We start from the raw sequence: 22,674 nt of genomic DNA on the forward strand, positions 1-22,674 counted from the left end.
CCTCTTAAGCGCGACGGCAGAATACGTCCCGGGCACGCGCACAGATTGTCAAAGTTCCAGCCATATGCGAAGGTAGCGCCATTCCGTTTTCGATCGACGCATTGCAGCAATAAGCCATTTAGGAGCTTGATGTGAGCATTCTGGTCGAACTTCCTCCCGATCAATATGACCGACGGGCATTTGCAAAATTCAACGAGACATCAACCGGCTTTGATCTCGACATCGCTCGCGCGATGATGTGGATGTCGCAACTCGCCTACGAGACCCATGTGCCGGACACGATCAACAGGGTCTCTCCGTTCTTTGATCTGTCCGGTGTCAAGCTGCTGAGCCAGCCGGCGCATTCGACGCTGCCGCTGACCGACACGCGCGGGATCATCGCGAGCAAGGGCGACGCAACAATTGTCGCCTTCGCCGGCACCGACCCGCTTCATCTCCTGAACTGGGTCAGCGATTTCACGCTTGGCCGACCGAAGGCGCCCGTGCACCAGGGGTTCGTCGATGCGGCGGCAGCCGTGTGGGACGACGTGAAGAGCGCACTGGCGGCAGCGCTGGCGCGCAAATCACCGATCTTCATCACTGGGCACAGCCTCGGCGCCGCGATCGCGGTGGCAACGGTGGACTTCGCGCGGGAGCAGCTCCAACTCGCGGATGCGCAGATCTATCTTTACGGTTGTCCGCGCGTGGGCCGCGACGATTTCGTCGCACTCTACAACGGTACGTTCGGCAGGATGACCTATCGTCTCGTGCACGGCACCGACATCGTCCCGACCGTGCCTCCGCCCGGGCTTGGCTTTCATCACGTCGGCCGTTATCTCGCCTGTGCACGCGGCGCCAAATTCAGCGCCAGCCAGCTCACGACGAATGTTGGTTCGGATGAGCCAATGGCGAATGCTGGAATTGGTGAGCAGGTCCGCAATCTCCTCAGCGGCGTATCCGAGAACACGCGGTCGGATGTCGTCGGCAGGCTTACGGTGCTGCTCCCGGCGGGCATCGGCGATCACCTGCCCGATCGTTACTGTGCCGCGCTGACACCCGCCTAGACTCCGGTTTTGACGCGTTTTCTTCACGCGAGCCGGTATATCCACTTCGCCCGAAAACGCTCTAGTAGCACGCAGCCATCGCGCCGAGCTTTGGATAGAGCCGGTCGATCGCGGCGATCTCGCTTTTCATCTGGGCGGTGATCCAGTCGCGGATCTCGGCGGCGATGGGGCGCATCGGCCGGTTGCGCGGTGGCAGGAATTCGCAGATGCGGCGCGTCGTGGTGAGCGTGTCGGACGCCGGCACCAGCGCGCCCGTCAACAGCCAGTGCGAGGCGACCGTCAGCCATCCGAGCGCGATACCCTGGCCGAGCAGGGCGGCCTGCATCACGACGGCATAGTCCGTGAAGCTCAGCGCCTTGGCCGCACCGCGACGCCCGGTGAGAAGCGATGCGTAATCCGCGGCCCAGTCGCCCGGCGTCTCGGCGAGCCTAATGATGGTGTTGCCCTCGGCGGGATCGGTTTCGCCGAGATAGGCAGGGCTGCACATCGGCAGCATGACCTCCTTCATCACCAGCGTGCCGCCGGATGATGGTTCTTCGCGATCGCGGAAGCGCATTCCGAGGTCGACATTCTCCACCGGTCCGCGCAGCGCGCCGGAGATCAGTTGGAAGCGCAAATCGACCTGAGGAAATTGCTTCTGCAGCTTGTCGATGCGCGGCATCAGCCAATGCGTGGTGAAGGCGGAGGAGACCGACAGTGTCACCGTCTCGGTGCCCTTGCGGCGCCGCTCGATCTCGACCAGCCCGCTTTCGATGCTGCGAAAGCCTTCGAGCACGCGGCGATACAAGAGTTCGCCTTCCTCGGTGAGCACCGCGCGTCCCGCCTTGCGGTCGAACAGGCGGACGCCGAGATGGTCCTCGAACTGACCCAGCATCCGGCTCACCGCAGGCTGGGTGACGTTCAGTTCGGCGGCAGCCGCAGTGAAGCTGCCATTGCGTGCCGCTGCGTCGAAGACGAACAGGGCGTTACTTGAGGGCAGCATCCGGCGCAGCTCGAGCATAACCTCATGTTATGAGCCAAGTGAGAATTTGGCAATTGCCGAGTTTTGCCAAGTCTGGTGTCATTGGCGTCACAGCCTAAAGACAGGGCTTGCGAGCGAAGATGTTGGTGCGGTGCACAGCTTCGACCGTGAGTGTTCAAATTTCCTGTCTATAAAGCAGGCTTATGGCGTGCAGTGAGGCACGCCGTTGCAGGGACATCGCGAGGTCGATCGTTGGACAAACGAGCGGAAAGCGTCGAGATCAGATCCGCGAGCAAGGCCTATGGTGCCGTTCGCGCCCTCGACGACGTGTCCCTCAATGTCGCCGCCGGCGAGTTCGTCTCGCTGCTGGGCCCCTCCGGCTCCGGCAAGACCACGTTGCTAGGCATCCTCGGCGGCTTCATCCTGCCATCGAGCGGAACGATCCTGTTTGGCGGCCGCGACGTCACCTGGATGCCGCCGCACAAGCGCGACATCGGCGTCGTTTTCCAGAATTACGCGCTGTTCCCGCATATGAGCGTCGGCGAGAATGTCGCCTTTCCCTTGCGCGCGCGACGGCTGCCGAAGGCGGTCTGGCCGGACAAGGTGCGCACGGCACTTTCGATGGTTGGCCTTGCCGGCTACGAAGAGCGCGGTATCGCGCAGCTCTCCGGCGGCCAGCGCCAGCGCGTGGCGCTCGCACGCGCCATGATCTTCGAGCCGCGGCTGATCCTGATGGACGAACCGCTGTCCGCGCTCGACAAGCAGCTGCGCGAATCCATGCAGATCGAGCTGCGCGCGCTGCACAAGCGCATCGGCGCCACCATCATCTACGTCACCCACGATCAACGCGAAGCACTGACCATGAGCGACCGCGTCGCCGTGATGAAAGACGGCAGGCTGATCCAGATCGACGCGCCCGAGCGTCTGCACGATCATCCCGCGGATTCCTTCGTCGCGAGTTTCATTGGCGAAGCCACGATGCTTCCCGTGCGACGCGTCGATGCCTCCGGCGTTGCGCTCGGCAATGTGCTTCTGCGCAGCGCCCGCGCCATTCCCGACGGAGACGCGCTGATGCTCGCCGTGCACAGCGAAAAGCTGCTCATCGACGACGGCGCGCCGGACTCAGCCTGCAATCGGCTCACCGGCACGGTCACCGACATTGTCTATCAGGGCGAGAGCCTGCGCATCTTCCTGGCGCTCGCCGACGGCATCGTGCTCAGCCTGCGCCAAGCCAGTCATCACGAAGCCTACAGCCGCATCCCGCCACTCGGCGGCAGCCTCACCGTGACCCTTCACCCCGAGGACACCATCGTCGTACCCAGGGTGAGGGACTGAACCCAAGCCTTGTCCAACCGAGAGAAGAAGCCAAAATGTCGTCAGCAGCCTCGTTCAGCAATTTCAAGGTTCTCACCTTCGACGTCGTCGGCACCTTGATCGATTTCGAGACCGGCGTGCTCTCCGCGGTGCGCAGGATCTCGGGCAAGTCGCCGGCCGAGCTCAGCGACGACAAGATCTTCGAATCCTACAAGCGTGGCCGCGACAAGCACCATGAGCGTTCGAGCGAGGTGATGTTCCATGTCTATCGCCATCTCGCCAAGGAGCTCGGGCTGCAGGCCGATGACGCCTCCTGCGACGTCTTCCAACTCGCGGTGCTGCGCTGGGGACCGTTCCCGGACTCGGTTGAGGCGCTCAAGCGCCTGCGCACCAAATTCAGGCTGGTCGCGATGACCAACGCCGACCGCGTCGCGCTCTCCTGTTACGCGCATGCGCTCGGCAATCCCTTCGACGATACCGTGTGCGCCGACGAGACTGGCGTGGCGAAACCCGATCCGGAGTTCTTCGCGTACAACAAGGGGCGCCAGTCTGCTTTCGGTTACAAGCAGTCCGATATCCTGCACGTCGCGCAGAGCCAGTATCACGACATCGGGATCGCGCGGAAGCTCGGTTACAAGGTGTGCTGGATCGAACGGCGTCAGGGCATGGCAGGCTTCGGCGGCACGCCGGCCGTGGAGACGCTGACCAAGCCGGACTTCCATTTCCCGACATTGAAGGCACTCGCCGACGCGGCGATCGGGCCGGCGGTGTAACTTTGTGAGCGCGGAGATGACGCAGAACTGGGGCGCATTGCCGTCGGCCAACTCGCTGTGGGAAGCCACGGCGGAGCCGGCGCGCGCGTTTCCGGTCCTGTCCGGCGAGAGCCAGGCTGACGTGGTGATCATCGGTGCCGGCTATACCGGCCTGTCCGCGGCCCACCACATCGCCAAGAGCGGGCTCAGCCCCATCGTGCTCGAGGCCAACCGCCCGGGCTGGGGCGCCAGTGGGCGCAATGGCGGCGTGATCACCGCAAAATTCCGTCTCTCGTTCCGCGAGATCGACGCCGTGCACGGCCGCGCCATGGCGCGGCGAATGTACGAGATCGCGCATGAATCCACCGACATGGTCGAGGAGCTGGTCTCCGAATTCGGCATCACCAGCGCTCAGCTTGCCCGCACCGGCCAGGTCAAGGCCGCACACAATGAGACCACGCTGAAGGCCGCGATCGACGAAGCCAACTGGATGACGCGCGAGATGGGCTCCGCCGAGGTCCGTATTCTCGACAAGCGCGGCGTACGCGACGAGACCGGCTCCGACAGCTTCGTTGGCGGCGTGCTCAATCCCGGCTCTGGCGGCATTCATCCGCTGAACTATTTGCGCGGTCTCGCCGACGGCGTCGCGCGCCGCGGGGTGCCGATCTTCCAGGAGTCGCCGGTCGTAAGACTCCGGCGCGACAACGGCGGCATCGTCGCGGAGACGCCGCAAGGCGCGGTGCGGGCGAAGCAGGCGATCATTGCCACCAACAGCTATTCGGACCTGACGGATGCCACCGCGCAGATGCAGCGCACCCTGATTCCCTTCCGCAGCGCCATGGTCGCTACCGAGCAGCTGCCGCGCAATCTCGCGGGCAAGCTGATGCTGACGGGCCGCACCTACACCGAGACCAAGCGCATGATGCGCTGGTTCCGCATGGTCGACAATCGCGTCATCTTCGGCGGCCGCGGCGCCTTCGGCAGGCAGGACTCGGAAGCCGCATTCGATGCGCTGCGCAAGGCGATGGTCGGCATCTTTCCGGACCTGGCCGATGTGCCGCTCGCGTACAAATGGTCGGGCCTCGTTGCCATGACGCTGGATTCGGTGCCGCATCTCGGCCGGCTCGACGACCGCACGCTGTTCTCGATGGGCTACAACGGCGCGGGCGTCGCGATGTCGAGCCTGATGGGCCGCTATCTTGCCGCCTTCGTCCGCGGCGAGACACCGGAGGTCGGGCTGCTCGACGCGCGGCGCCTGAGGGCGATTCCGTTCTATCCGCTGCGCGAGCCCGCCGTGCGCATGATCGCCGGCTGGTACCAGTTTCTCGATGCGATCGGACAGTGACATTCAATTGGTGACAGAGGAGGCGAGGATGACGACGAAACGAGATATTCGATTTGGCTACGCATTGTTGGGCGGATCGCTCGGATTGTTCGCAACAACCGGCACCGCCGCCGCTGCCGAACAGATCACCTTTGTCTCGCAAGGCGGCGCCTATCAGCAGGCGCAGACGGTGGCGATCCTCGATCCTTCCGCCAAGAAGCTCGGCATCACCATCAACCAGGATTCCATTCCCGATGCCTGGCCGGCGATCAAGACCCAGGTCGGCAGCGGCAAGCCGATCTGGGACGTCGTGGATACGCCGACCGGCAACTGCCTGCGTGGCGGCGAGCAGGGGCTGATCGAGAAGCTCGACTTCTCAAAGATTCCGAATGGCGCGGCGATGCCGGAATCCTATCGCAGCCCCTATTCGGTTTCCTACGAGTTCTATTCCAGCGTCCTGGCCTACAGTCAGAAGACCTTTCCGAAGGACGCGCCGAACAGCTGGGCCGATTTCTGGGACGTGAAGAAATTTCCCGGGCGCCGCGCACTGCGCAACCACCCGTTCGCCACACTCGAGGCGGCACTGATGGCCGACGGCGTCGCGCCCGATAAGCTCTATCCGCTCGACGTCGACCGCGCCTTCAAGAAGCTCGAAGAGATCAAGCCGAATATCACGGTGTGGTGGACCTCCGGCGCGCAGTCGGCGCAACTGCTCAACGACGGCGAGGTCGACATGGAGATGGCCTGGAACGGGCGCGTCAGCGCGGTCGCCAAGGAGGGTGCCAAGGTCGCCTTCACCTACAACCAGGGCGTTTTGCAAAGCACCTCGCTCTGCATCCTCAAGGGCGCGCCGAATCTCGAGACGGCCGTCAAGTTTCTCAACGAGGCCGTCGATCCCGTGCACCAGGCCAATCTGCCGCTGCATATCGACTATGGTCCGGGAAATCCAAAGGCGTTCGAGACCAACGTGATCAAGCCCGAGCGCGCCGCGCAATTGCCGAGCGAGCCGGCCAATGCGGCCAAGCAGGCGCTGATGTCCTACGCGTGGTGGTCGTCGCCAGCCGGCGAAGCGGCGGAGAAGCGTTGGGCGTCGTTCATGCAGAAGTAAGCGAAGCGAGGCTGCGTTGACGACATCAATGCCAGATCCCTCCCAAAAGCATCAGCGCCGCGAGCATGCGCTGATGCTGGCATTGGTGTCGCCGGCGCTGCTGGTGATCTTGGCTCTGATCGTGCTGCCGGTCGGCTGGCTCGCCTGGCAGTCGATCTACCATGACGGCTTCACGCTGGAGAATTATCGCCGCGTCTTCACTGAAGACATCTACTGGCGCAGCTTTGCGCTGACCTTCGAGATCAGTCTCGCGGTCACGGCAATCGCGCTGCTGCTCGGCTATCCCGTGGCCTACCTCGCCAACTCGGTGCCGAAAGGATGGAGCATTCTCATCCTCTCGCTGGTCGTGCTGCCGTTCTGGACCAGCGTGTTGGTGCGAGCCTACGCGTGGCTGGCGCTGCTCCAGCGCACCGGTGTGATCAACCAGCTTTTGCGATATCTCGACGTGACGAGCGAACCGCTCGCGCTGGTGCACAACACCTTCGGCACGGTGGTTGCGACGGTACACATCCTCCTGCCGTTCATGGTGCTGCCGCTCTATGCCACCATGCAGAAGATCCCGAGCGATCTCATGCAGGCCGGCGCCAGCCTGGGGGCGAGCCCGTCGCTCACCTTCGTCCGCGTCTTTCTGCCGCTGTCTCTGCCCGGCGTGCTCGCAGGCTGCACCATGGTGTTCGTGCTCTGCCTCGGCTTCTACATCACGCCGGAACTGCTAGGCGGCGGCCGCACGGTGATGGTGTCGATGCTGGTGAGCCGCAATGTCGAGCTCTACAACCAGTTCGGCGCTGCGAGCGCGGTCGCCGTCGTGCTGCTCGTCAGCGTGCTCGCGATCTTTTTCGCCGTCAGCCGCTTCATCTCGCTCGATCGCATATTGGGGCAGAAATGACGCGATTGTCGCCCGCCCGCATTTCCCTTTATGTGATCAGCGCGCTGGTGCTGGTCTACCTGATCCTGCCGGTGCTGATCATCGCCCCGATCTCCTTCTCCAGCGCGCGCTTTCTGACCTTTCCGCCGCCGTCGTTCTCGCTGCGCTGGTATCAGCAGTATTTCTCCAACTCGGCCTGGATGCAGGCGACGCGGGTGACGCTGACGGTCGCGCTTCTGACCGTGTTTATCGCAACGCCGCTCGGCGTCGCCGCCGCCTATGGCATCAGCCAGTCGAAGCTGCGGATCATGCGGCTGATCCACATGATGCTGCTGTTGCCGCTGGTGGTGCCGATCATCATCACTGCGGTGGGCATCTTCTTCCTCTATGCGAAAGTCGGCTTGGTCGCGACGCTGCCGGGCCTGGTGCTGGCGAACGTCATGTTGGGCCTGCCATACGTCATCATCTCGGTGCTGGCGGGCCTGCAAAGCTTCGATCCGGCGCAGGAGATGGTCGCACGCAGCCTCGGCATGAACCGCCTGCGCAGCTTCTTCGCGGTGACCTTGCCGCAGATCAAGTCCAGCGTGGTCGCAGGCGGCATCTTCGCCTTCATCTCGGCGATGGACGAGACCATCGTCGCGCTGTTCATCTCCGGCGGCCAGTATCAGCCGCTGACCAAGCGTATGTTCACCGCGCTCCGCGACGAGATCGACCCAACCATCGCCGCCATCTCGACACTGATGACGGCGGCCTCGTTCATGCTGGTGCTGCTGGCAAGCGCTCGGCAGAAAAAGGGCGGGTGAGTTTTGTTCGTCGTCCTGGCGAAAGCCCACTGGCGCTAAGATAGTTTGATCATGGTCTAATAGCGCCGCTTGTGTCTGGGCGGCTCGCATAGGTGTCGCTGGCATGCGTGCTCGTCGCCGTCAGTCCGGACAGGGCTGTCCGGCGGCGCCCCACACGGCCATGTCCTTGACGTGATCCTCAAACGTGCCGGGCGGCGTCGTACGACCCGCCCCGGGCGCCCATCCGCGCGGGATGAAGCCGTTCAGCGATGCATCGTGCCTGAGATGCTCGAGGAGACCCACGGCGTCGCGACCGCCATTGCGCTTGGGGTCCTTCAGCTGCGCACAGATCTCGGCGCCGCTCTTGCCGTACCAGATGAACTCGACCGGGGCGAGCTGCCAGTCGATGCCGGCGCGCGGCGGCGACGGTGCCGGTTCGTTGGCCTGGGTGGAGGTCATATGACAGGTCGAGCAGGCGATCTTCTCGGCGCCGATGCGGCTGTCGCCGCCGTGGATGTTCATGCCATGGACGCGCGGCTTGGTTTCGCCTGCCGGCGTCCAGATCGGGATGGCCTTGATGTCGACGTGGCAATTGGCGCAACGCGGATGCGTCACCACGGCCTCGATGCGCTTCCAGGCCTCCAGCCCTTCGGTGCGGCTGACGCTGCCCGGCGGCAAGGCATCCTTCCTGGCTTCGTCCTTGGCCACGACGATTCCGGTGAGGGCGGCAACGGCCGACGCGGCAAGGGCTGTCGCAATCAAAGATCTCTTCATGGCCCGCCTCAGACGAAATCGATAAACTTGTTGAAGGGCATTTCGCGGATGCGCTGTCCGGTCGCCGCGAAGATCGCGTTCGCAAGGGCGGGCGCGGCCGGCGGAACAGGCGGCTCGCCGACGCCTCTCACTTTCGGATCGTTCTCGAGCCCGCGAACCTCGATCACGGGGCATTGGTAGATCCGCATCGCTTCGTGATGATTGTAGTTGGTCTGCTGTACCGCGCCCTTGGCGTAGGTCAGCTCGCAATTGATGGCGTGGCCGAGCCCCCAGATGACGCCGCCCTGCACCTGGTTCTCGAAATTGACGGGATCGACGACCTTGCCGACGTCGACCGCGATCCACACCTTGTCGATCCGGATGCCTCGCTCGGTCTTCGTCACTTCGACGACTTCAGCCGTCGGTGTGCCGAAGGATTCCACGAAGGCGACGCCGCGGCCCCTGCCGTTGCCGAGCGGTCCCTTCCAGTCCGACATCTCAGCGACCGTCTCGAGTACCTTGCGATAGTGCGGCACAGTGCACATCGCGATGCGCGCCTTCATGGGATCGAGACCTGCCGCGTGGATCAACTCGTCGATGAAGCTCTCGGTGAAGAACCCTGACGTCGAGGCGCCGACCGACCGCCACGTGGTGCTCGGCGACAATCCTTGCGCCTCGTAGCTCGTGGCCCGGAAGTTGGGGATATCGTAATAGACGTTCCACAGGCCGGCGGCCAACTGTCCGTCGGGATCCTTCGACGGCGTGCCCGAACGTTCGAGCAGCCCCTTGAGTGGGGCGGTCGAGGCCAGTTGCAGATCGGCCGAGACGATCTTGCTCTTGTCGACGCTGCCGCGGTGCCGCGCGATCGCGATCTGCCGCGGAATGTCCTGGAGGAAATCCTCCTCGCGCGAGAACACCAGCTTGATCGGTGTTCCCTTCATCTGATTTGCGATCTCCGCAAGGACCCGTACGTTCTCGTATTCGAGACGATGGCCAAAACTTCCACCAGCCCATTGATTGTGGAAGGTGACCTGCTCCGGCTGGAGGCCGATCGCTGTCGCCGCGACGTACTGCACGAAACGGGGGCTCTGATGACTGACCCAGATCTCCATCCCCTTTTCGGTGACGAGGCCGATCCCGTTCAGCGGCTCGAGCGGCTGATGCCCCACGTAAGGAGCGCGATATTCGGCCTCGACGAGCTTGCCCGTCTTCAAGCCGGCCTCGATATCGCCGATTTTCCGCCACTCCTTGCCGAGGAATTCCGGCTTGAACGAGGATTCCAGCACCTTCCAATGGTCGGCCTGCTCGGCGGGATACGCCGAGGGCGCCCATTCGCAAGCGATGGCATCGACCGCCTTCATGGCGTACCAGCTGTTCGTCGCGATCACGGCGACGCCGTTCTTGATTTCGAGGATGTTCTTGACCCCCGGCATCGCGCGCGCCTTGCTGGCGTCGTAGGACTTCAGCGGCTGGCCCTTGCCAGGGTTCAGCTTGACGGCGGCATACAGCATGCCGTCCATTTTCATGTCGATGCCGAACTTCAGCTCGCCCATGACCTTGTCGCGGATGTCGAGGCGCGTCATCGGCTTGCCCAGCATGCGCCATTTCGAGGGATCGCGCGGCTTGGCATCGAGTACGGGCGGAATTTGTGCGGCGTCCGCAGAGAGATCGACATAGGCGATCTTGGTGCCGTTGGGCAGGATCACATGGCCCGATTGGGTGCGCAGGTCAGCCACAGCGATGCCCGACCGCTTGGCGGCAGCCGCCTTCAGCGTCTCGCGCGCGACCGCGCCGGCAACGCGCAGCTTTTCATAGGTGTCCGGCAGCGTGCTCGACCCGCCGGTCATCTGGAGGCCGGACTGCCTGAGCCATTCGAGCGTCTTGGCGCGCGCTTCCTCGGCGGCGGGACTTTGGTCCGCAGCCACGAACGGCGCGAACTCGTCTGCGAAGCCGGTATTGAAATAGGCGGGGCTGGGTCCGGCGAAGCGAACTTCGAACTGGCCGGGATCGAGATCCATCTCCTCGGCGATCATGATCGGCTGTATCGAGCCGACGCCCTGACCGATGTCGGCATGCTGCGCGATCAGCGTAATTTTCTCCGGGCTGATCTCGACCCAGGGATTGAAGCTTGCGGAATTCGGTCCGAGCCCGGCGGACAAGGGATTGTCACCGGCCGCCGCGGCTTGCGCCGCGTCGCCGTAGGAGCCGAATGCAATGCCGCCGGCCACCGCAGCGGAGCCGAAAACGAATGCGCGGCGGGACAGCCTCTGCAATTCGCCCATCTCACTTCTCCGCCATCTTCTTTGCAGCGGCCGCGTGGATCGCGGCGCGGATGCGCGGATAGGTGCCGCAACGGCAGAGATTGCCGGACATCACCTCGTTGATGTCCTCGTTGGTCGGCTGGGAGATCAGGTTGAGAAGCGAGATGGCCTGCATGATCTGCCCGGTCTGGCAGTAGCCGCACTGTGGAACCTGATGCTCGATCCAGGCCTGCAGAACCGGGTGCTGGTCCCGCTTTTCCAGCCCTTCGAGCGTGACGACCGACTTGCCTGCAATCTCGCCGATATGCGCCTGACAAGACCGGACCGCCATTCCGTCGATCTGCACGGTGCAGGCTCCGCATTGCGCGACCCCGCAGCCGTATTTGGGACTGGTGATAGCGAGCTCGTCGCGGAGCACCCAGAGCAGGGGCATCTCCGGAACAACATCGACCTGGCGCTTGATCCCATTGACCGTGAGCTCGATCATGTCAGTGTCCTTTCGTGCGTCCTCGCGGGACGTGAGGTCGAACGAGTACGCTCCAGCGAGCGTCGTCGAATTGTTGTACCGGCATACTGAGCGTGTCGCTGATGCGCCTAAGTTGTCAAACCGTACCGCCGCGGGATTTGCAAAATCGCACGAGGACGACGGTGTGTGATTTCGCCGCGCCCTTCAGGACGATCAAATAGAAATCAGAAATAGATCCAATTGTCGTTGATCGTCCGGTAGGTAATCAGCGCAAGAACGGCACCGGATTGGCCGCGCGGTAGAACAGATTGATCAGCGTGTTGGTGTCGAACACCGGCAGGCACGATACCTCGGCCACGTCCCTCGAGAACGGGCACATGTTGGTGCATTCGAACAGGATGGCGCCGGGAGTTTGGAGGACGCCATGAAGGCTTGCGTCATCTCGATCATCTTGGCGTGCCGCACCTCGATGTCCAGTTCCTCGCGGCCGAGGATGTAGGTCGCAGGAAATTGCGCATCTGGCTGCATGCCTTGGACCTGAACGGGAATCTGCTGCTGCGACCACCCGACGCCGCGAAATGCTCGTCGTTCATGTGATGGCCGCGTTCGGTGAAGACGCCGATGACCTTGTCCGGCGGCAGCATGGCGTGGATCAGCGGGCGCCTGGATCAGGCTCGAGGTGAAGACAGGGATGTTCATCATCGCTGCAGGGCGGTAGTGCAAACGGCAGGGGCGGGCATGACGCCTGCGCAGGGTGCGAGAAGCCTTTCGATCTTGCGCGCCCTCTCGGCCTGTCCTACGCCAGCTCCGAACAAAGTTTCGCGAAGCTGCGAAACGCATCGCCAAAGCCTTGAGGGAGCCGTCATGACCATTCGCAACACCCGCACCGGGGGCCAGATCCTGATCGATCAGCTGGTCGCGCAAGGCGTCGAGCGCGTCACCTGCGTGCCGGGCGAGAGCTACCTTGCGGCGCTCGATGCGCTGCACGACAGCCCGATCGACGTCATGATCTGCCGCGCCGAGGGCGGTGCCGCGATGATGGCGGAGGCCTATGGCAAGCTCACCGGCCGTCCCGGTATCTGCTTCGTCACCCGCGGCCCCGGCGCCACCAATGCCAGCCACGGCGTGCACATCGCGATGCAGGATTCCACGCCGATGATCCTGTTCGTCGGTCAGGTCGACACCGGCATGCGCGAGCGCGAGGCGTTCCAGGAGCTCGACTACAAGGCGGTGTTCGGCACCATGGCGAAATGGGCGGTCGAGATCGATCGTCCCGACCGCATTCCGGAGCTGGTCGCGCGCGCCTTCCGCGTCGCCATGCAGGGCCGTCCCGGTCCCGTGGTGATCTCGCTGCCCGAGAACATGCTGACCGAGACCGCAGCCGTTGCGGACGCAATGCGGATCGAGCCGGCGATGAGCTGGCCGGCGCCCACCGATATCGAGCGTGTCGGCGCCATGCTTGCGAGCGCCAAAGCACCGCTCGTCATTCTCGGCGGCTCGCGCTGGACCGATGAGGCGACCAGGAGCATCGCGCGCTTTGCCGAGCGGTTCGACCTGCCGGTCGCGACCTCGTTCCGCCGCGCGTCGCTGATCGACGCCGATCACTCGCATTATGCCGGCGACCTCGGCATCGGCCCGAGCCCGGGCCTGAAGGCGCGGATCGACGGCGCCGATGTCATTCTTCTCATCGGCGGCCGCATGTCGGAGATGCCGTCCTCATCCTACACGCTGCTCGACATTCCGACCCCGCGGCAGAAGCTGATCCACGTTCATCCCGGCTCCGAAGAGCTCGGCCGCATCTATCAGCCTGAGCTCGCGATCCAGGCCACGCCCGCTGCGTTCGCGGCCGCGGTCGAGACGCTGAAGCCGGCAGGCGCCGTTGCCTGGAAGGGCGAGGCCGCCAAGGCGCATGCCGATTATCTCGCCTGGACCGACAAGGCGCGCGAGCTGCCCGGCACGTTCCAGTATGGCCAGGTCATGACCTGGCTGCGCGATCGCCTGCCTGAGGACGCGATCGTCTGCAACGGTGCGGGCAATTATGCCGGCTGGATTCATCGCCATCACCGCTTCCACAGCTTTGCCTCGCAGCTCGCGCCGACGTCGGGCTCGATGGGCTATGGCGTGCCGGCCGCGGTGCTCGCCAAGCGACAATATCCGGACCGTACCGTCATAGCCTTCGCCGGCGACGGCTGTTTCCTGATGAACGGACAGGAGTTCGCGACCGCCGTGCAGTACGACGCAGCCCTCGTCGTCATCGTCGTCGACAATGCGCAATACGGCACCATCCGCATGCACCAGGAGCGCGACTATCCCGGACGCGTGGTCGGCACCCAGCTCAAGAACCCGGATTTTGCGATGTACGCAAAAGCATTCGGCGGCCATGGCGAGCGCGTCGAGCGCACCGAAGAGTTCGCGCCGGCGTTCGAGCGTGCGCTCGCCTCGGGCAAGCCGTCGATCCTCCACTGCATCATCGATCCGCGTGCGATGTCGGTCGGCAAGGACTTTGCCCCTGCGGTGAAGGCATAGCCGATGCCGCAAGGCCGTCACGTCGCCATCATCGGTGCCGGCGCGGTCGGCGTGATCAGCGCGATCGAGGCGCTGCGCGAGGGACATCGCGTCACGCTGATCGATCCGGGCGAGCCCGGTGGCGAACAGGCGGCGAGCTACGGCAATGCCGGCTGGCTCTCCTCGCATTCGGTGATCCCGCCGGCCGAGCCCGGTGTTTGGAAGAAGGTGCCGGGTTATCTGATGGATCCGCTCGGACCGCTCGCGATCCGCTGGTCTTATCTGCCGAAGGCGCTGCCCTGGTTGATCAAATATCTGCTCTCGGGCTGGACCGAGGCGCGGGTCGAGAAGACGGCATTTGCGCTGCGCGACCTCCTGAAGGACGCGCCGCTATTGCACAGGAAGCTCGCGGAGGAGGCGGGCGTCCCTGAATTGATCGAGCGTAACGGCGTGATGCATGTCTTCCCGTCACGCGGCAATTTCGACAATGATCTCGGCTGGCGCGTGCGCAAGCGCGTCGGTGTCGAATGGCTGGAGCTTTCGGCCGACGAGATGCGTCAGCGCGAGCCCGATCTGCATCCGCGCTACACTTTTGGCGTGGTGGTGGAGGAAGCCGGTCGCTGCCGCGACCCCGGTGCCTATGTCGCGGCCCTCGCGCAACATGCGCTGGCAAGCGGCGCCGAGCTCGTGCGGGCCAAGGCAATTGGGCTGAAACTATCCGGCAACAAGCTCGTGGCTGTCCTGTCCGAGGCCGGCGAGATTGCATGTGATGCCGCGGTGATTGCCGCCGGTGCGCATTCGAAGCGGCTCACGGCGTCCATCGGCGATCCGCTGCCGCTGGAGACCGAGCGCGGCTATCACGTGATGATCGAGAATCCGGAAACGGGCCCGCGCAGCTCGATGATGGCCTCGGATGCGAAGATGGTGGTGAACTGGACCGACAAGGGTTTGCGCGCCGCCGGCACGGTCGAGATCGCAGGCCTCGAGGCCGCGCCGAACTGGAAACGTGCCGAGATTCTGCGCAACCATCTCGTCAGCATGTTCCCAAAACTGCCCAAGGACATTCCGGCCTCCCGCATCAAGACCTGGTTCGGTCATCGGCCGAGCATGCCAGACGGACGTCCCTGCATCGGTTACGCGCGGGCCTCGCGCGATATCGTCTATGCCTTCGGCCACGGCCATATCGGCCTGGTCGGCTCGGCCCGCACCGGTCGTCTCGTCGCCCAGCTTCTGAGCGGCAAGCCGCCGGAAATTCCGCTGGCACCGTTTTCGCCCGATCGTTTTCTCTGAGATCGTACCATGACCCATCCTGCCAACTTGCCTTCTCGTATCGCCCGCGGCGGCAAGGCCATCTATGGAGCACCGCTCGGCATCCTGATGTTGGAGGCGCGCTTTCCCCGCATTCCCGGCGACATGGGCAACGGCACCACCTGGCCTTTCCCCGTGCTCTATCGCGTGGTGAGCGGTGCCTCGCCCGAGAAAGTGGTGCTGAACGGTGCGGCCGGTCTGCTGCCTGATTTCATCGATGCGGCGAAGGATCTGGTGCGGCTCGGGGCGGAAGCCATCACCACCAATTGCGGCTTCCTCTCGCTGTTCCAGAAGGAGATCGCAGCCGCGGTCGGCGTTCCCGTCGCGACCTCGTCACTGATGCAGGTGCCGTGGGTGCAGGCGACCTTGCCGCCGGGCAAGCGCGTCGGCCTCGTTACGGTCTCAGGTTCATCCTTGACGCCGGCTCATCTCGAAGGCGCCGGCGTGCCGCTCGATACGCCGCTGGTCGGCACCGAGCACGGCAAGGAATTCTTCCGCGTCCTGATCAAGGCCGAGAAGGACGACATGGATATCGCGCAGGCCGAACGTGACGTGGTCGAGGCCGGCAAGGAGCTGGTCGCCAGCAACCCGGATGTCGGCGCGATCGTGCTGGAATGCACCAACATGCCGCCTTATGCGGCGGCGCTTCAGGCCGAGGTCGGATTGCCCGTCTACGATATCTATTCCATGATCACCTGGTTTCATGCAGGACTGCGGCCGCGCCAGTTTGGCTAGAGGTCGAGAAGTTGCCTATGGCTCCTCTTCCTTCTACCCTTGTGGGAGAAGGTGGCGCGAAGCGCCGGATGAGGGGTATCTCTCCGCGCATATAGATGCGGATGAGTGCACGGAGAGATACCCCTCATCCAAATGAGTTTGTATCTGTCAGCGGTGATGCCCTCTCCCGCAAGGGGAGAGGGCGCAGCCATGCGCATCGTGCGCTGTCCCACCGGCAGCGGAAGAGGCAGCTATACAATCCCTCGATACCTGATCGCGCCAGACGGTCAGAGCTTTCGCGCCTGAACATCGCTAGAGTGCCGCTCGAAATCCACGGAGACATGCGGTGCACAGCCTTCAATCCAATCCCGACACGCGCGCAGACAATTGGCCGTCCGAGCTCTACCGCATCCTGAAAGCCGCCGACGTGCGGCAGATGTCATACGTCCCCGATGCCGGCCACAGCCAGCTCATCAGCCTGTTCTCGGCCGATCGCGACGTCACCACCAACGTGCTGACGACGGAAGAGGAGGGCGTCGCCATCGCCGCCGGCGCCTGGCTCGGCGGCCAGCGCAGCGTGCTCTTGATGCAGTCGAGCGGGGTCGGCAATTGCATCAACATGCTGTCGCTGTCGGCGATCGGACGATTTCCACTGCTGATGCTGGTGACGATGCGCGGCGAATGGGCCGAGTTCAATCCCTGGCAGGTGCCGATGAGCCGGGCGACGCAGCCCTCGCTGGAAGCGATTGGTTTGAAGGTGATGCGGGCGGAGACGGCGGAGGATCTGGTCGAGACGGTCGAATCGGCCGCAGCGCTCGCCTACGATTCCGATCAGCAGGTCGCGGTGCTGATCGGGCAGCGCCTGATCGGCAAGAAGATGTGGTGATGCCAATGCAAGCCCAACTCGACCGCCGCGCCGCCGTCGCCGCGCTCCTGAAGAATCGCAACGACACTCTGGTCGTCTCCGGCCTCGGCTCGCCGACCTATGACCTTCATTCGGTCGGCGACCACGACGGCAATTTCTATCTCTGGGGCGCCATGGGCGGCGCCGCGCTGATCGGGCTTGGACTCGCGCAAGCCCAGCCGGGAAAACGCGTCCTCGCCTTGACCGGGGATGGCGAGCAATTGATGGGCCTCGGCGGCATCGCCACCATCGGAGTCGCGCGCCCGCGCAATCTCGACATCGTCGTGATCGACAACCAGCATTTTGGCGAGACCGGGATGCAGGCCAGCCACACCGGGCGCGGCGTCGATCTCACCGCAATCGCCGTGGCTTGCGGCTTTGCCGCTGCCGGAACCGTGCGGACGATCGAGGAGGTGCAGCGCCTCGCAACCCAAATCGCCGAGCCGGCCGATGGCCCGCGGCTGTTTGTCATCAAGGTTCTGGCGGAAAATCCACCGCGCTCGCTGCCCTCGCGCGATGCTGTCTTTATCAAGAACCGGTTCCGTGCTCATCTCGGCTTCGCGGCGGCCTGAGCCGGGTTTCTCACCCGGCGACAGTCTGCTGTGAAGCAGCTATCCTGGAGTGAGACCATGAAATTATCCGGCAAGGTCGCCGCCATCACCGGCGCGGCGCGCGGTATCGGCAAGGCTTGCGCAAAGCGATTTCTGGATGACGGCGTCAAGGTCGTCATTTCGGACGTCGATGCCGAGGGTTTGGCCGCGACGGCCGCCGAACTCGCGCGGCCGGATGCCTTGCGCACTGTCGTCGGCAATGTCGCCAAGCGTGTCGATGTCGACCAGCTGGTCGCAACGGCTGCAAGAGAGTTCGGCCGGCTCGACATCATGGTCAACAATGCCGGCGTCGCCCGCAACCGGGACCTCCTGGAGATATCCGAAGAAGAATTCGACGAGATCATCGGCATCAACCTGAAGGGCGCCTTCTTCGGCGTGCAGGCGGCGGCCAAGCAGATGATTGCGCAAGGTAGCGGCGGCGGGGTCATCATCAACATGTCGTCGGTCAATGCACTGCTGGCAATCCCGGCACTTGCGACCTACGCCATGTCCAAGGGCGGCATGAAGCAGCTCACATCAGTGGCCGCCGTCGCGCTCGCGCCGCACAACATTCGCGTCGTCGCGGTCGGGCCGGGCACGATCCTGACCGACATGGTGGCGTCGTCCATCTACACCTCGGAGGATGCCCGCAAAACCGTGATGTCACGCACGCCGGCCGGCCGTGGCGGCGAGCCGAGCGAGGTTGCCTCCGTCGTCGCGTTCCTGGCGAGCGACGATGCGTCCTATATCACGGGGCAGACGATCTATCCGGATGGCGGGCGGTTGATCCTGAACTACACGGTGCCGGTGAAGGAGAAGTAGGACTCGGAAGGTTGTCCCACACTCGCTGTCATCGCCCGGCTTGACCGGGCGATCCAGTACTCCGAGATAGCAGCGACAGGGCCGATGGGCCGCGGCGTACTGGATGCCCCGCCTTCGCGGGGCATGACAGCGGTGGTTGCAGGCAACCTCACTCCGCCGCAACCGTCATCCCGTAACCGAGCCGCTTCGAGATCCCGCCGGCGCAGTCGCGTAGCGCGTGGGCGATCGCGCTGTCCCAGCGGGCATCGAACGTGCCTTCCGGCCCCATCGCGGTGATCACCAGTGCGACATGGCCGGAATGGTCGAACACCGGCGCGGCGAACGCATTGACGCCGGGCAGGGGGTCGCCGAGCGCGCGGGCGAGGCCGTGCTTGCGCACTTCGGTGAGCATGTCGGCGAGCTTCACGCCCTTGATCGGCCGCTTCGGATTATAGCCGACACCGTGACGATCGAGACCGCTTGCGAGTGCGGCGTCGATGGTCTTCTCCGGCAGGAAGGCGGCAAAGGCGCGGCCGGTCGCGGTCTCCAGCAGTGCCATCACCGAGCCGGCCCGCATCACGATGTGCACGGGCTGGCCGGGTTCTTCGAGCTGCACCACGGTCGGGCCATGCGTGCCCCAGACCGCCAGCGAGACCGCGTGCCCAATCTGGCTCGCAAGCGCCGCGATCTTTGGTCCGGCGATACGCACGCCGGAGAGGCGGCGCAGGCTGATCAGGCCGAGCTCCAGCGCCAGCGCGCCGATCTCGTAGCGGCCGGTGGTCTCGTCCTGCTCGATCAGGCCGATGCGGGAGAAGCTGGCGAGATAGGGATGCGCCTTGGCCGGCGTCATGCCGGCCTCGCGCGCGAGATCGCGCAGCATCATCGGCCCGCCGCTGCGGGCGAGCGCGCGGAGCAATTCGCCGCCGACCTCGATCGACTGGATGCCGCGGCTTTCTCTCTTCATGCGCCTCCTGGCGTGGCTTACGCCGCGTTGCGCTTGGCGGCGCTGTCGGCGAGATGACGGCCGGCAATGTAGCCGAAGGTCAGCGCCGGCCCAAGCGTGATGCCGGCACCGGGATAATTGCCGCCCATGATGCTGGCCATGTCGTTGCCGGCGGCATAGAGCCCCGGAATGACCCGTCCTTCTGCATCCAGCGCCCGCGCGTTCTCGTCGGTGACAATGCCGGCATAGGTGCCGAGATCGCCGACCACCATCTTGATGGCGTAGAACGGACCGTTCTCGATGGGCGCGACGCACGGGTTCGGGCCGTGCAGCGCATCGCCCTGGTAGCGGTTATAGGCCTTTGAGCCCTTGCCGAAGGCCGCATCATGCCCCTGTGGTGCGGTCGCATTGAACTGCTTGACGGTCTCGACGAACGCCATGCTGTCGATGCCCGCCTTTGCCGCGAGCGCCTCCAGCGTCTCGCCGCGCATGAGATAGCCGGTCTTGAGGTGATGACCTAGCGGCATCGGGAATGGCGGCACGCAGCCGAGGCCATATTTGCGCAGGGTCTGGTGATCGCAGACGAGATAGGCCGCGATCTCCTCGCCGGGCTTCGCAGCCTTCACCATGGCCTGGACGAAGTCGTGATAGGAATTCCCCTCGTTGGCAAAGCGCCTGCCGTCACGCATCACCGCGATCACGCCGGGTTTGGCGCGGTCGATGAAATGCGGCATCACGCCGTGTGAGCCGTCCTTGCGCTTGGTGACCGAGACCGGGACCCAGGCTGCCGCGTTCGGCAGCCGGTCCTCGACCTGTCCGCCGGCGCTTTCCGCAAGGCGCAGGCCGTCGCCGGTATTGCCGGTCGGTCCCGGCGAAAAATGCTCGTTCCCAGTCGGCGCGTGCGGGAACAGCTTTTTGCGCCGTTCGACATCATGCGGGAAACCGCCGCAGGCGAGCACGACGCCTTGTCTGGCACGAATGCGGACGTCGCGTCCCTCGCGGGCGACGATGGCGCCGGTGACAGTGCCGTTCTCGACCGTCAGCTCGCGTACCGGCGCGGACAGCCACATCGGAATCTTCAAATCCTGTGCGGATTTCGCGAGGCGCCCGGCCAATGCGTTGCCATTGGTCAGCGTCATGCCGCGGCCATAGCGCAGCACGTCCATCAGATGCCGCGACAGGCGCTTTGCGACATAGACCGCCGAATTCAGCGACTTCGTCGCGCGCATGAAGTGGACGATGTCCTTGCCGGATCCAAGCATCATTCCGAATACGGTCAGCTCGGGCAGGGGCATGCCGAGGGTCTTGATCTGGTCGCCGAGCTCGCGGCCGTCGAACGGGCGTGCCACCATCGAACGACCGCCCTGGGCGCCGCCGGGCGCCTCGGCGTGGTAGTCCGGGAACACCAGCGGCATGTCGAAACGGAGCGCGGTCTTGCTGGTGAAAAAATCGACCGCCTCGGGCCCGGCGCTCAGGAATGCATCGACGCGGGCGGCGTCATAATTGTTGCCGGCTTCGTGCCGCAGATAGGTGCGGGCCTGCTCAGGCGTCTCCTCGATGCCATAGGCCTTTGCCAGCGACGTCCCGGGAATCCACAACCAGCCGCCGGAGCGAGCGGTGGTGCCGCCGAAGCGCGGCTCCTTTTCGACGATCAGGACGTCGAGGCCGCGATAGCGCGCGGTGATCGCGGCCGACATGCCGGAGCAGCCCGATCCAGCCACGAGCACATCGCACTCGTAACTCTCAATTGCGTTGCGCTCGTTGCCGGTCATGCAGGCCTCACTTCTTGAGCAGCGGACATTTGGACTCGGAGACCGGGCGGAAGGCGTCCTCGCCCTTCACCGTCTTGATGATCTCGAGGTAATCCCACGGCTCCTTGGACTGCTCGGGTGTTTTCACCTTGGCGAGATACATGTCGCGAATGACGCGGCCGTCCTCGCGCAAGCGTCCGCCATGAACAAATGTATCCTCGATTGGCAGCTCGCGCATCTTGGCCATCGCCTTGGCGGGATCATCGGTGCCGGCGGCCTTGATGGCCTTGAGATAATGCAGCACCGAGCCGTAAACGCCGGTCTGGATCATGGTCGGCATCACCTTGGTGCGCTCGTAGAATTTCCGCGACCAAGCGCGGGTCGCCTCGTCCATGTTCCAGTACGACGCCGTGGTCATGTAGGTGCCCTGCGCGGCCTTGAGGCCGACCGCATGCACGTCGGTGTCGAACATCAGGAGGCCGACCAGCTTCTGACCACCCTGGACCAGGCCGAACTCGCCGGATTGTTTGATGGCATTGTCGGTGTCCTGGCCGGCATTCGCGAACGCGACGACCTCGGCTTTCGAGCTCTGCGCCTGCAGCGCGAAAGAGGAGAAATCGGCGGTGTTGGTCGGGTGCTTCACGCCGCCCAAGACCTTGCCGCCCATCTCGTTGATGAAGCGCGTGGCGTCCTTCTCGAGCTGCTGGCCGAAGGCGTAGTCGGCGGTGATGAAGTACCAGGATTTGCCGCCTTCCTTGATCACGGCGGAGGCCGTCACCTTCGACAGCGCGTAGGTATCATAGGTGAAGTGCACGGTGTTCGGGCTGCAAAGCTCGTCGGTCAACGAACTCGCGCCGGGGCCTGACAGCAGCGCGATCTTGTTGCGCTCGCGCACCATGTTGTGGACGGCGATCGCGATGCCGGAATTGGGAATGTCGACGACGGCATCGACCTTGCCGTTGTCGAACCAGCCGCGCGCGATCTGCACGCCGACGTCGGTCTTCATCTGATGGTCGGCGCTGATGATCTCGATCGGCTTGCCGAGCACGGTGGGCCCGAACTCCTCCACCGCCATTTTCGCGGCCTCCACGGAGCCTGGCCCGCTGTTGTCGCGGCCCCAGCTCGACAGATCCGTCAGCACGCCGATCCGCACAGCGTCGTCGGAGATTTGCGCGTTCGCAACGGTAGTTATGGCAGCCGAAGTCATGGCCCCGAGCATAGCGCAGGCCAAAAGCCCTCTCATCGTCGTTCCCTCTCGTTTATGGGCCGCTTGGCGCGGCTGGTTATTGTGAGAGCAAGTTAGATAATGTTGAATAAGTTTGTCAATGGCGAATAAAGGGATGCAGGTTCCGTGAAGGCCGCGAAGAGGTTGCGGAGCGGCGCACGCGACTGTTTCAACAACGTCATTGCGAGCGAAGCGAAGCAATCCAGGTTTGAGCCTCCCCTAAATCGGTGGACACCTATAGCTTAGACAGCAAGAGGTGTCAGATGACGAAACGGCAGCGACGTTCTTATTCGGACGAGTACAA

Annotated in this window: 21 protein-coding genes; 14 read left to right on the top strand and 7 right to left on the bottom strand. The window is 64.1% G+C overall.

Annotation, left to right across the window (positions count from 1 at the left end):
- Window positions 1-131: 131 nt before the first annotated feature.
- On the top strand, window positions 132-1,043 hold the full coding sequence (locus tag ABIB91_RS10335) for a lipase family protein (protein WP_354160489.1): 912 nt from the start codon (window positions 132-134) through the stop codon (window positions 1,041-1,043).
- A gap of 61 nt (window positions 1,044-1,104) precedes the next feature.
- Here ABIB91_RS10335 and ABIB91_RS10340 read toward each other — a convergent pair whose 3' ends face one another.
- Window positions 1,105-2,043, bottom strand: coding sequence for a LysR family transcriptional regulator (locus tag ABIB91_RS10340; protein ID WP_354160491.1), 939 nt, complete (start codon window positions 2,041-2,043; stop codon window positions 1,105-1,107).
- Window positions 2,044-2,256: 213 nt separating this feature from the next.
- On the opposite strand from ABIB91_RS10340, the gene ABIB91_RS10345 reads away from it, so the two are divergent.
- The 6 genes from ABIB91_RS10345 to ABIB91_RS10370 are packed head-to-tail and all read left to right on the top strand — an operon-like array spanning window position 2,257 to window position 8,170.
- A complete protein-coding gene (locus ABIB91_RS10345; RefSeq protein ID WP_354160493.1) occupies window positions 2,257-3,339 on the top strand; it encodes an ABC transporter ATP-binding protein in 1,083 nt (360 codons plus the stop codon).
- 35 nt (window positions 3,340-3,374) lie between these two features.
- Complete coding sequence (locus ABIB91_RS10350) at window positions 3,375-4,091, top strand: HAD family hydrolase (RefSeq protein ID WP_354160495.1); 717 nt, start codon at window positions 3,375-3,377, stop codon at window positions 4,089-4,091.
- Window positions 4,092-4,107: 16 nt separating this feature from the next.
- The gene (locus tag ABIB91_RS10355) at window positions 4,108-5,415 is read left to right on the top strand and encodes an NAD(P)/FAD-dependent oxidoreductase (protein WP_354127246.1); all 1,308 of its coding nucleotides are present in this window, start codon (window positions 4,108-4,110) and stop codon (window positions 5,413-5,415) included.
- A 28-nt stretch (window positions 5,416-5,443) separates the two neighbouring features.
- Window positions 5,444-6,502, top strand: a complete 1,059-nt coding sequence (locus tag ABIB91_RS10360; protein ID WP_007595811.1) for an ABC transporter substrate-binding protein — start codon at window positions 5,444-5,446, stop codon at window positions 6,500-6,502.
- 28 nt (window positions 6,503-6,530) lie between these two features.
- Window positions 6,531-7,388 carry an ABC transporter permease gene (locus ABIB91_RS10365; protein WP_354160497.1) on the top strand — a complete coding sequence of 286 codons (858 nt, stop codon included), beginning with the start codon at window positions 6,531-6,533 and terminating at the stop codon, window positions 7,386-7,388.
- Entirely contained in the window at window positions 7,385-8,170 is a 786-nt protein-coding gene (locus tag ABIB91_RS10370; protein WP_354160499.1) for an ABC transporter permease, read from the top strand. Before ABIB91_RS10365 ends, ABIB91_RS10370 begins: the two co-directional genes overlap by 4 nt.
- A 120-nt stretch (window positions 8,171-8,290) precedes the next feature.
- On the opposite strand, the gene ABIB91_RS10375 is transcribed toward ABIB91_RS10370, so the two are convergent.
- The 3 genes from ABIB91_RS10375 to ABIB91_RS10385 are packed head-to-tail and all read right to left on the bottom strand — an operon-like array spanning window position 8,291 to window position 11,650.
- Window positions 8,291-8,923, bottom strand: a complete 633-nt coding sequence (locus tag ABIB91_RS10375; RefSeq protein ID WP_354160501.1) for a hypothetical protein — start codon at window positions 8,921-8,923, stop codon at window positions 8,291-8,293.
- An 8-nt stretch (window positions 8,924-8,931) separates the two neighbouring features.
- Entirely contained in the window at window positions 8,932-11,184 is a 2,253-nt protein-coding gene (locus ABIB91_RS10380; RefSeq protein ID WP_354160503.1) for a xanthine dehydrogenase family protein molybdopterin-binding subunit, read from the bottom strand.
- Window position 11,185: 1 nt separating this feature from the next.
- On the bottom strand, window positions 11,186-11,650 hold the full coding sequence (locus tag ABIB91_RS10385) for a (2Fe-2S)-binding protein (protein WP_354160505.1): 465 nt from the start codon (window positions 11,648-11,650) through the stop codon (window positions 11,186-11,188).
- Window positions 11,651-12,061: 411 nt separating this feature from the next.
- On the opposite strand from ABIB91_RS10385, the gene ABIB91_RS10390 reads away from it, so the two are divergent.
- The 7 genes from ABIB91_RS10390 to ABIB91_RS10420 all read left to right on the top strand — a co-directional run bounded on the left by ABIB91_RS10390 (window position 12,062) and on the right by ABIB91_RS10420 (window position 18,472).
- A complete protein-coding gene (locus ABIB91_RS10390) occupies window positions 12,062-12,226 on the top strand; it encodes a hypothetical protein (protein ID WP_354160507.1) in 165 nt (54 codons plus the stop codon).
- Between the two features lie 267 nt (window positions 12,227-12,493).
- On the top strand, window positions 12,494-14,155 hold the full coding sequence (locus ABIB91_RS10395) for a thiamine pyrophosphate-binding protein (protein ID WP_354160509.1): 1,662 nt from the start codon (window positions 12,494-12,496) through the stop codon (window positions 14,153-14,155).
- Between the two features lie 3 nt (window positions 14,156-14,158).
- A complete protein-coding gene (locus tag ABIB91_RS10400) occupies window positions 14,159-15,424 on the top strand; it encodes an NAD(P)/FAD-dependent oxidoreductase (protein WP_354127250.1) in 1,266 nt (421 codons plus the stop codon).
- 9 nt (window positions 15,425-15,433) lie between these two features.
- On the top strand, window positions 15,434-16,177 hold the full coding sequence (locus ABIB91_RS10405) for an aspartate/glutamate racemase family protein (RefSeq protein ID WP_354160511.1): 744 nt from the start codon (window positions 15,434-15,436) through the stop codon (window positions 16,175-16,177).
- A gap of 325 nt (window positions 16,178-16,502) precedes the next feature.
- On the top strand, window positions 16,503-17,042 hold the full coding sequence (locus tag ABIB91_RS10410; RefSeq protein ID WP_354160513.1) for a thiamine pyrophosphate-binding protein: 540 nt from the start codon (window positions 16,503-16,505) through the stop codon (window positions 17,040-17,042).
- Window positions 17,042-17,632 (top strand): thiamine pyrophosphate-dependent enzyme, encoded by a 591-nt coding sequence (locus ABIB91_RS10415; protein WP_354160515.1) that lies wholly within the window; start codon window positions 17,042-17,044, stop codon window positions 17,630-17,632. The genes ABIB91_RS10410 and ABIB91_RS10415 overlap by 1 nt, the downstream gene beginning before the upstream one ends.
- A 57-nt stretch (window positions 17,633-17,689) precedes the next feature.
- Window positions 17,690-18,472 (top strand): SDR family NAD(P)-dependent oxidoreductase, encoded by a 783-nt coding sequence (locus ABIB91_RS10420; protein WP_007595793.1) that lies wholly within the window; start codon window positions 17,690-17,692, stop codon window positions 18,470-18,472.
- A 148-nt stretch (window positions 18,473-18,620) separates the two neighbouring features.
- Here ABIB91_RS10420 and ABIB91_RS10425 read toward each other — a convergent pair whose 3' ends face one another.
- Genes ABIB91_RS10425 through ABIB91_RS10435 form a run of 3 tightly spaced genes read right to left on the bottom strand, consistent with a single transcriptional unit; the run spans window position 18,621 to window position 22,388 of the window.
- Window positions 18,621-19,415 carry an IclR family transcriptional regulator gene (locus tag ABIB91_RS10425; protein ID WP_354160517.1) on the bottom strand — a complete coding sequence of 265 codons (795 nt, stop codon included), beginning with the start codon at window positions 19,413-19,415 and terminating at the stop codon, window positions 18,621-18,623.
- A 17-nt stretch (window positions 19,416-19,432) separates the two neighbouring features.
- Window positions 19,433-21,166 (bottom strand): FAD-dependent oxidoreductase, encoded by a 1,734-nt coding sequence (locus tag ABIB91_RS10430; RefSeq protein WP_354160519.1) that lies wholly within the window; start codon window positions 21,164-21,166, stop codon window positions 19,433-19,435.
- 7 nt (window positions 21,167-21,173) lie between these two features.
- Complete coding sequence (locus ABIB91_RS10435) at window positions 21,174-22,388, bottom strand: ABC transporter substrate-binding protein (RefSeq protein ID WP_354160521.1); 1,215 nt, start codon at window positions 22,386-22,388, stop codon at window positions 21,174-21,176.
- Between the last annotated feature and the right edge of the window lie 286 nt (window positions 22,389-22,674).

The sequence above is a fragment of the Bradyrhizobium sp. JR4.3 genome (genome assembly GCF_040547695.1).
Lineage (GTDB): Bacteria > Pseudomonadota > Alphaproteobacteria > Rhizobiales > Xanthobacteraceae > Bradyrhizobium > Bradyrhizobium canariense.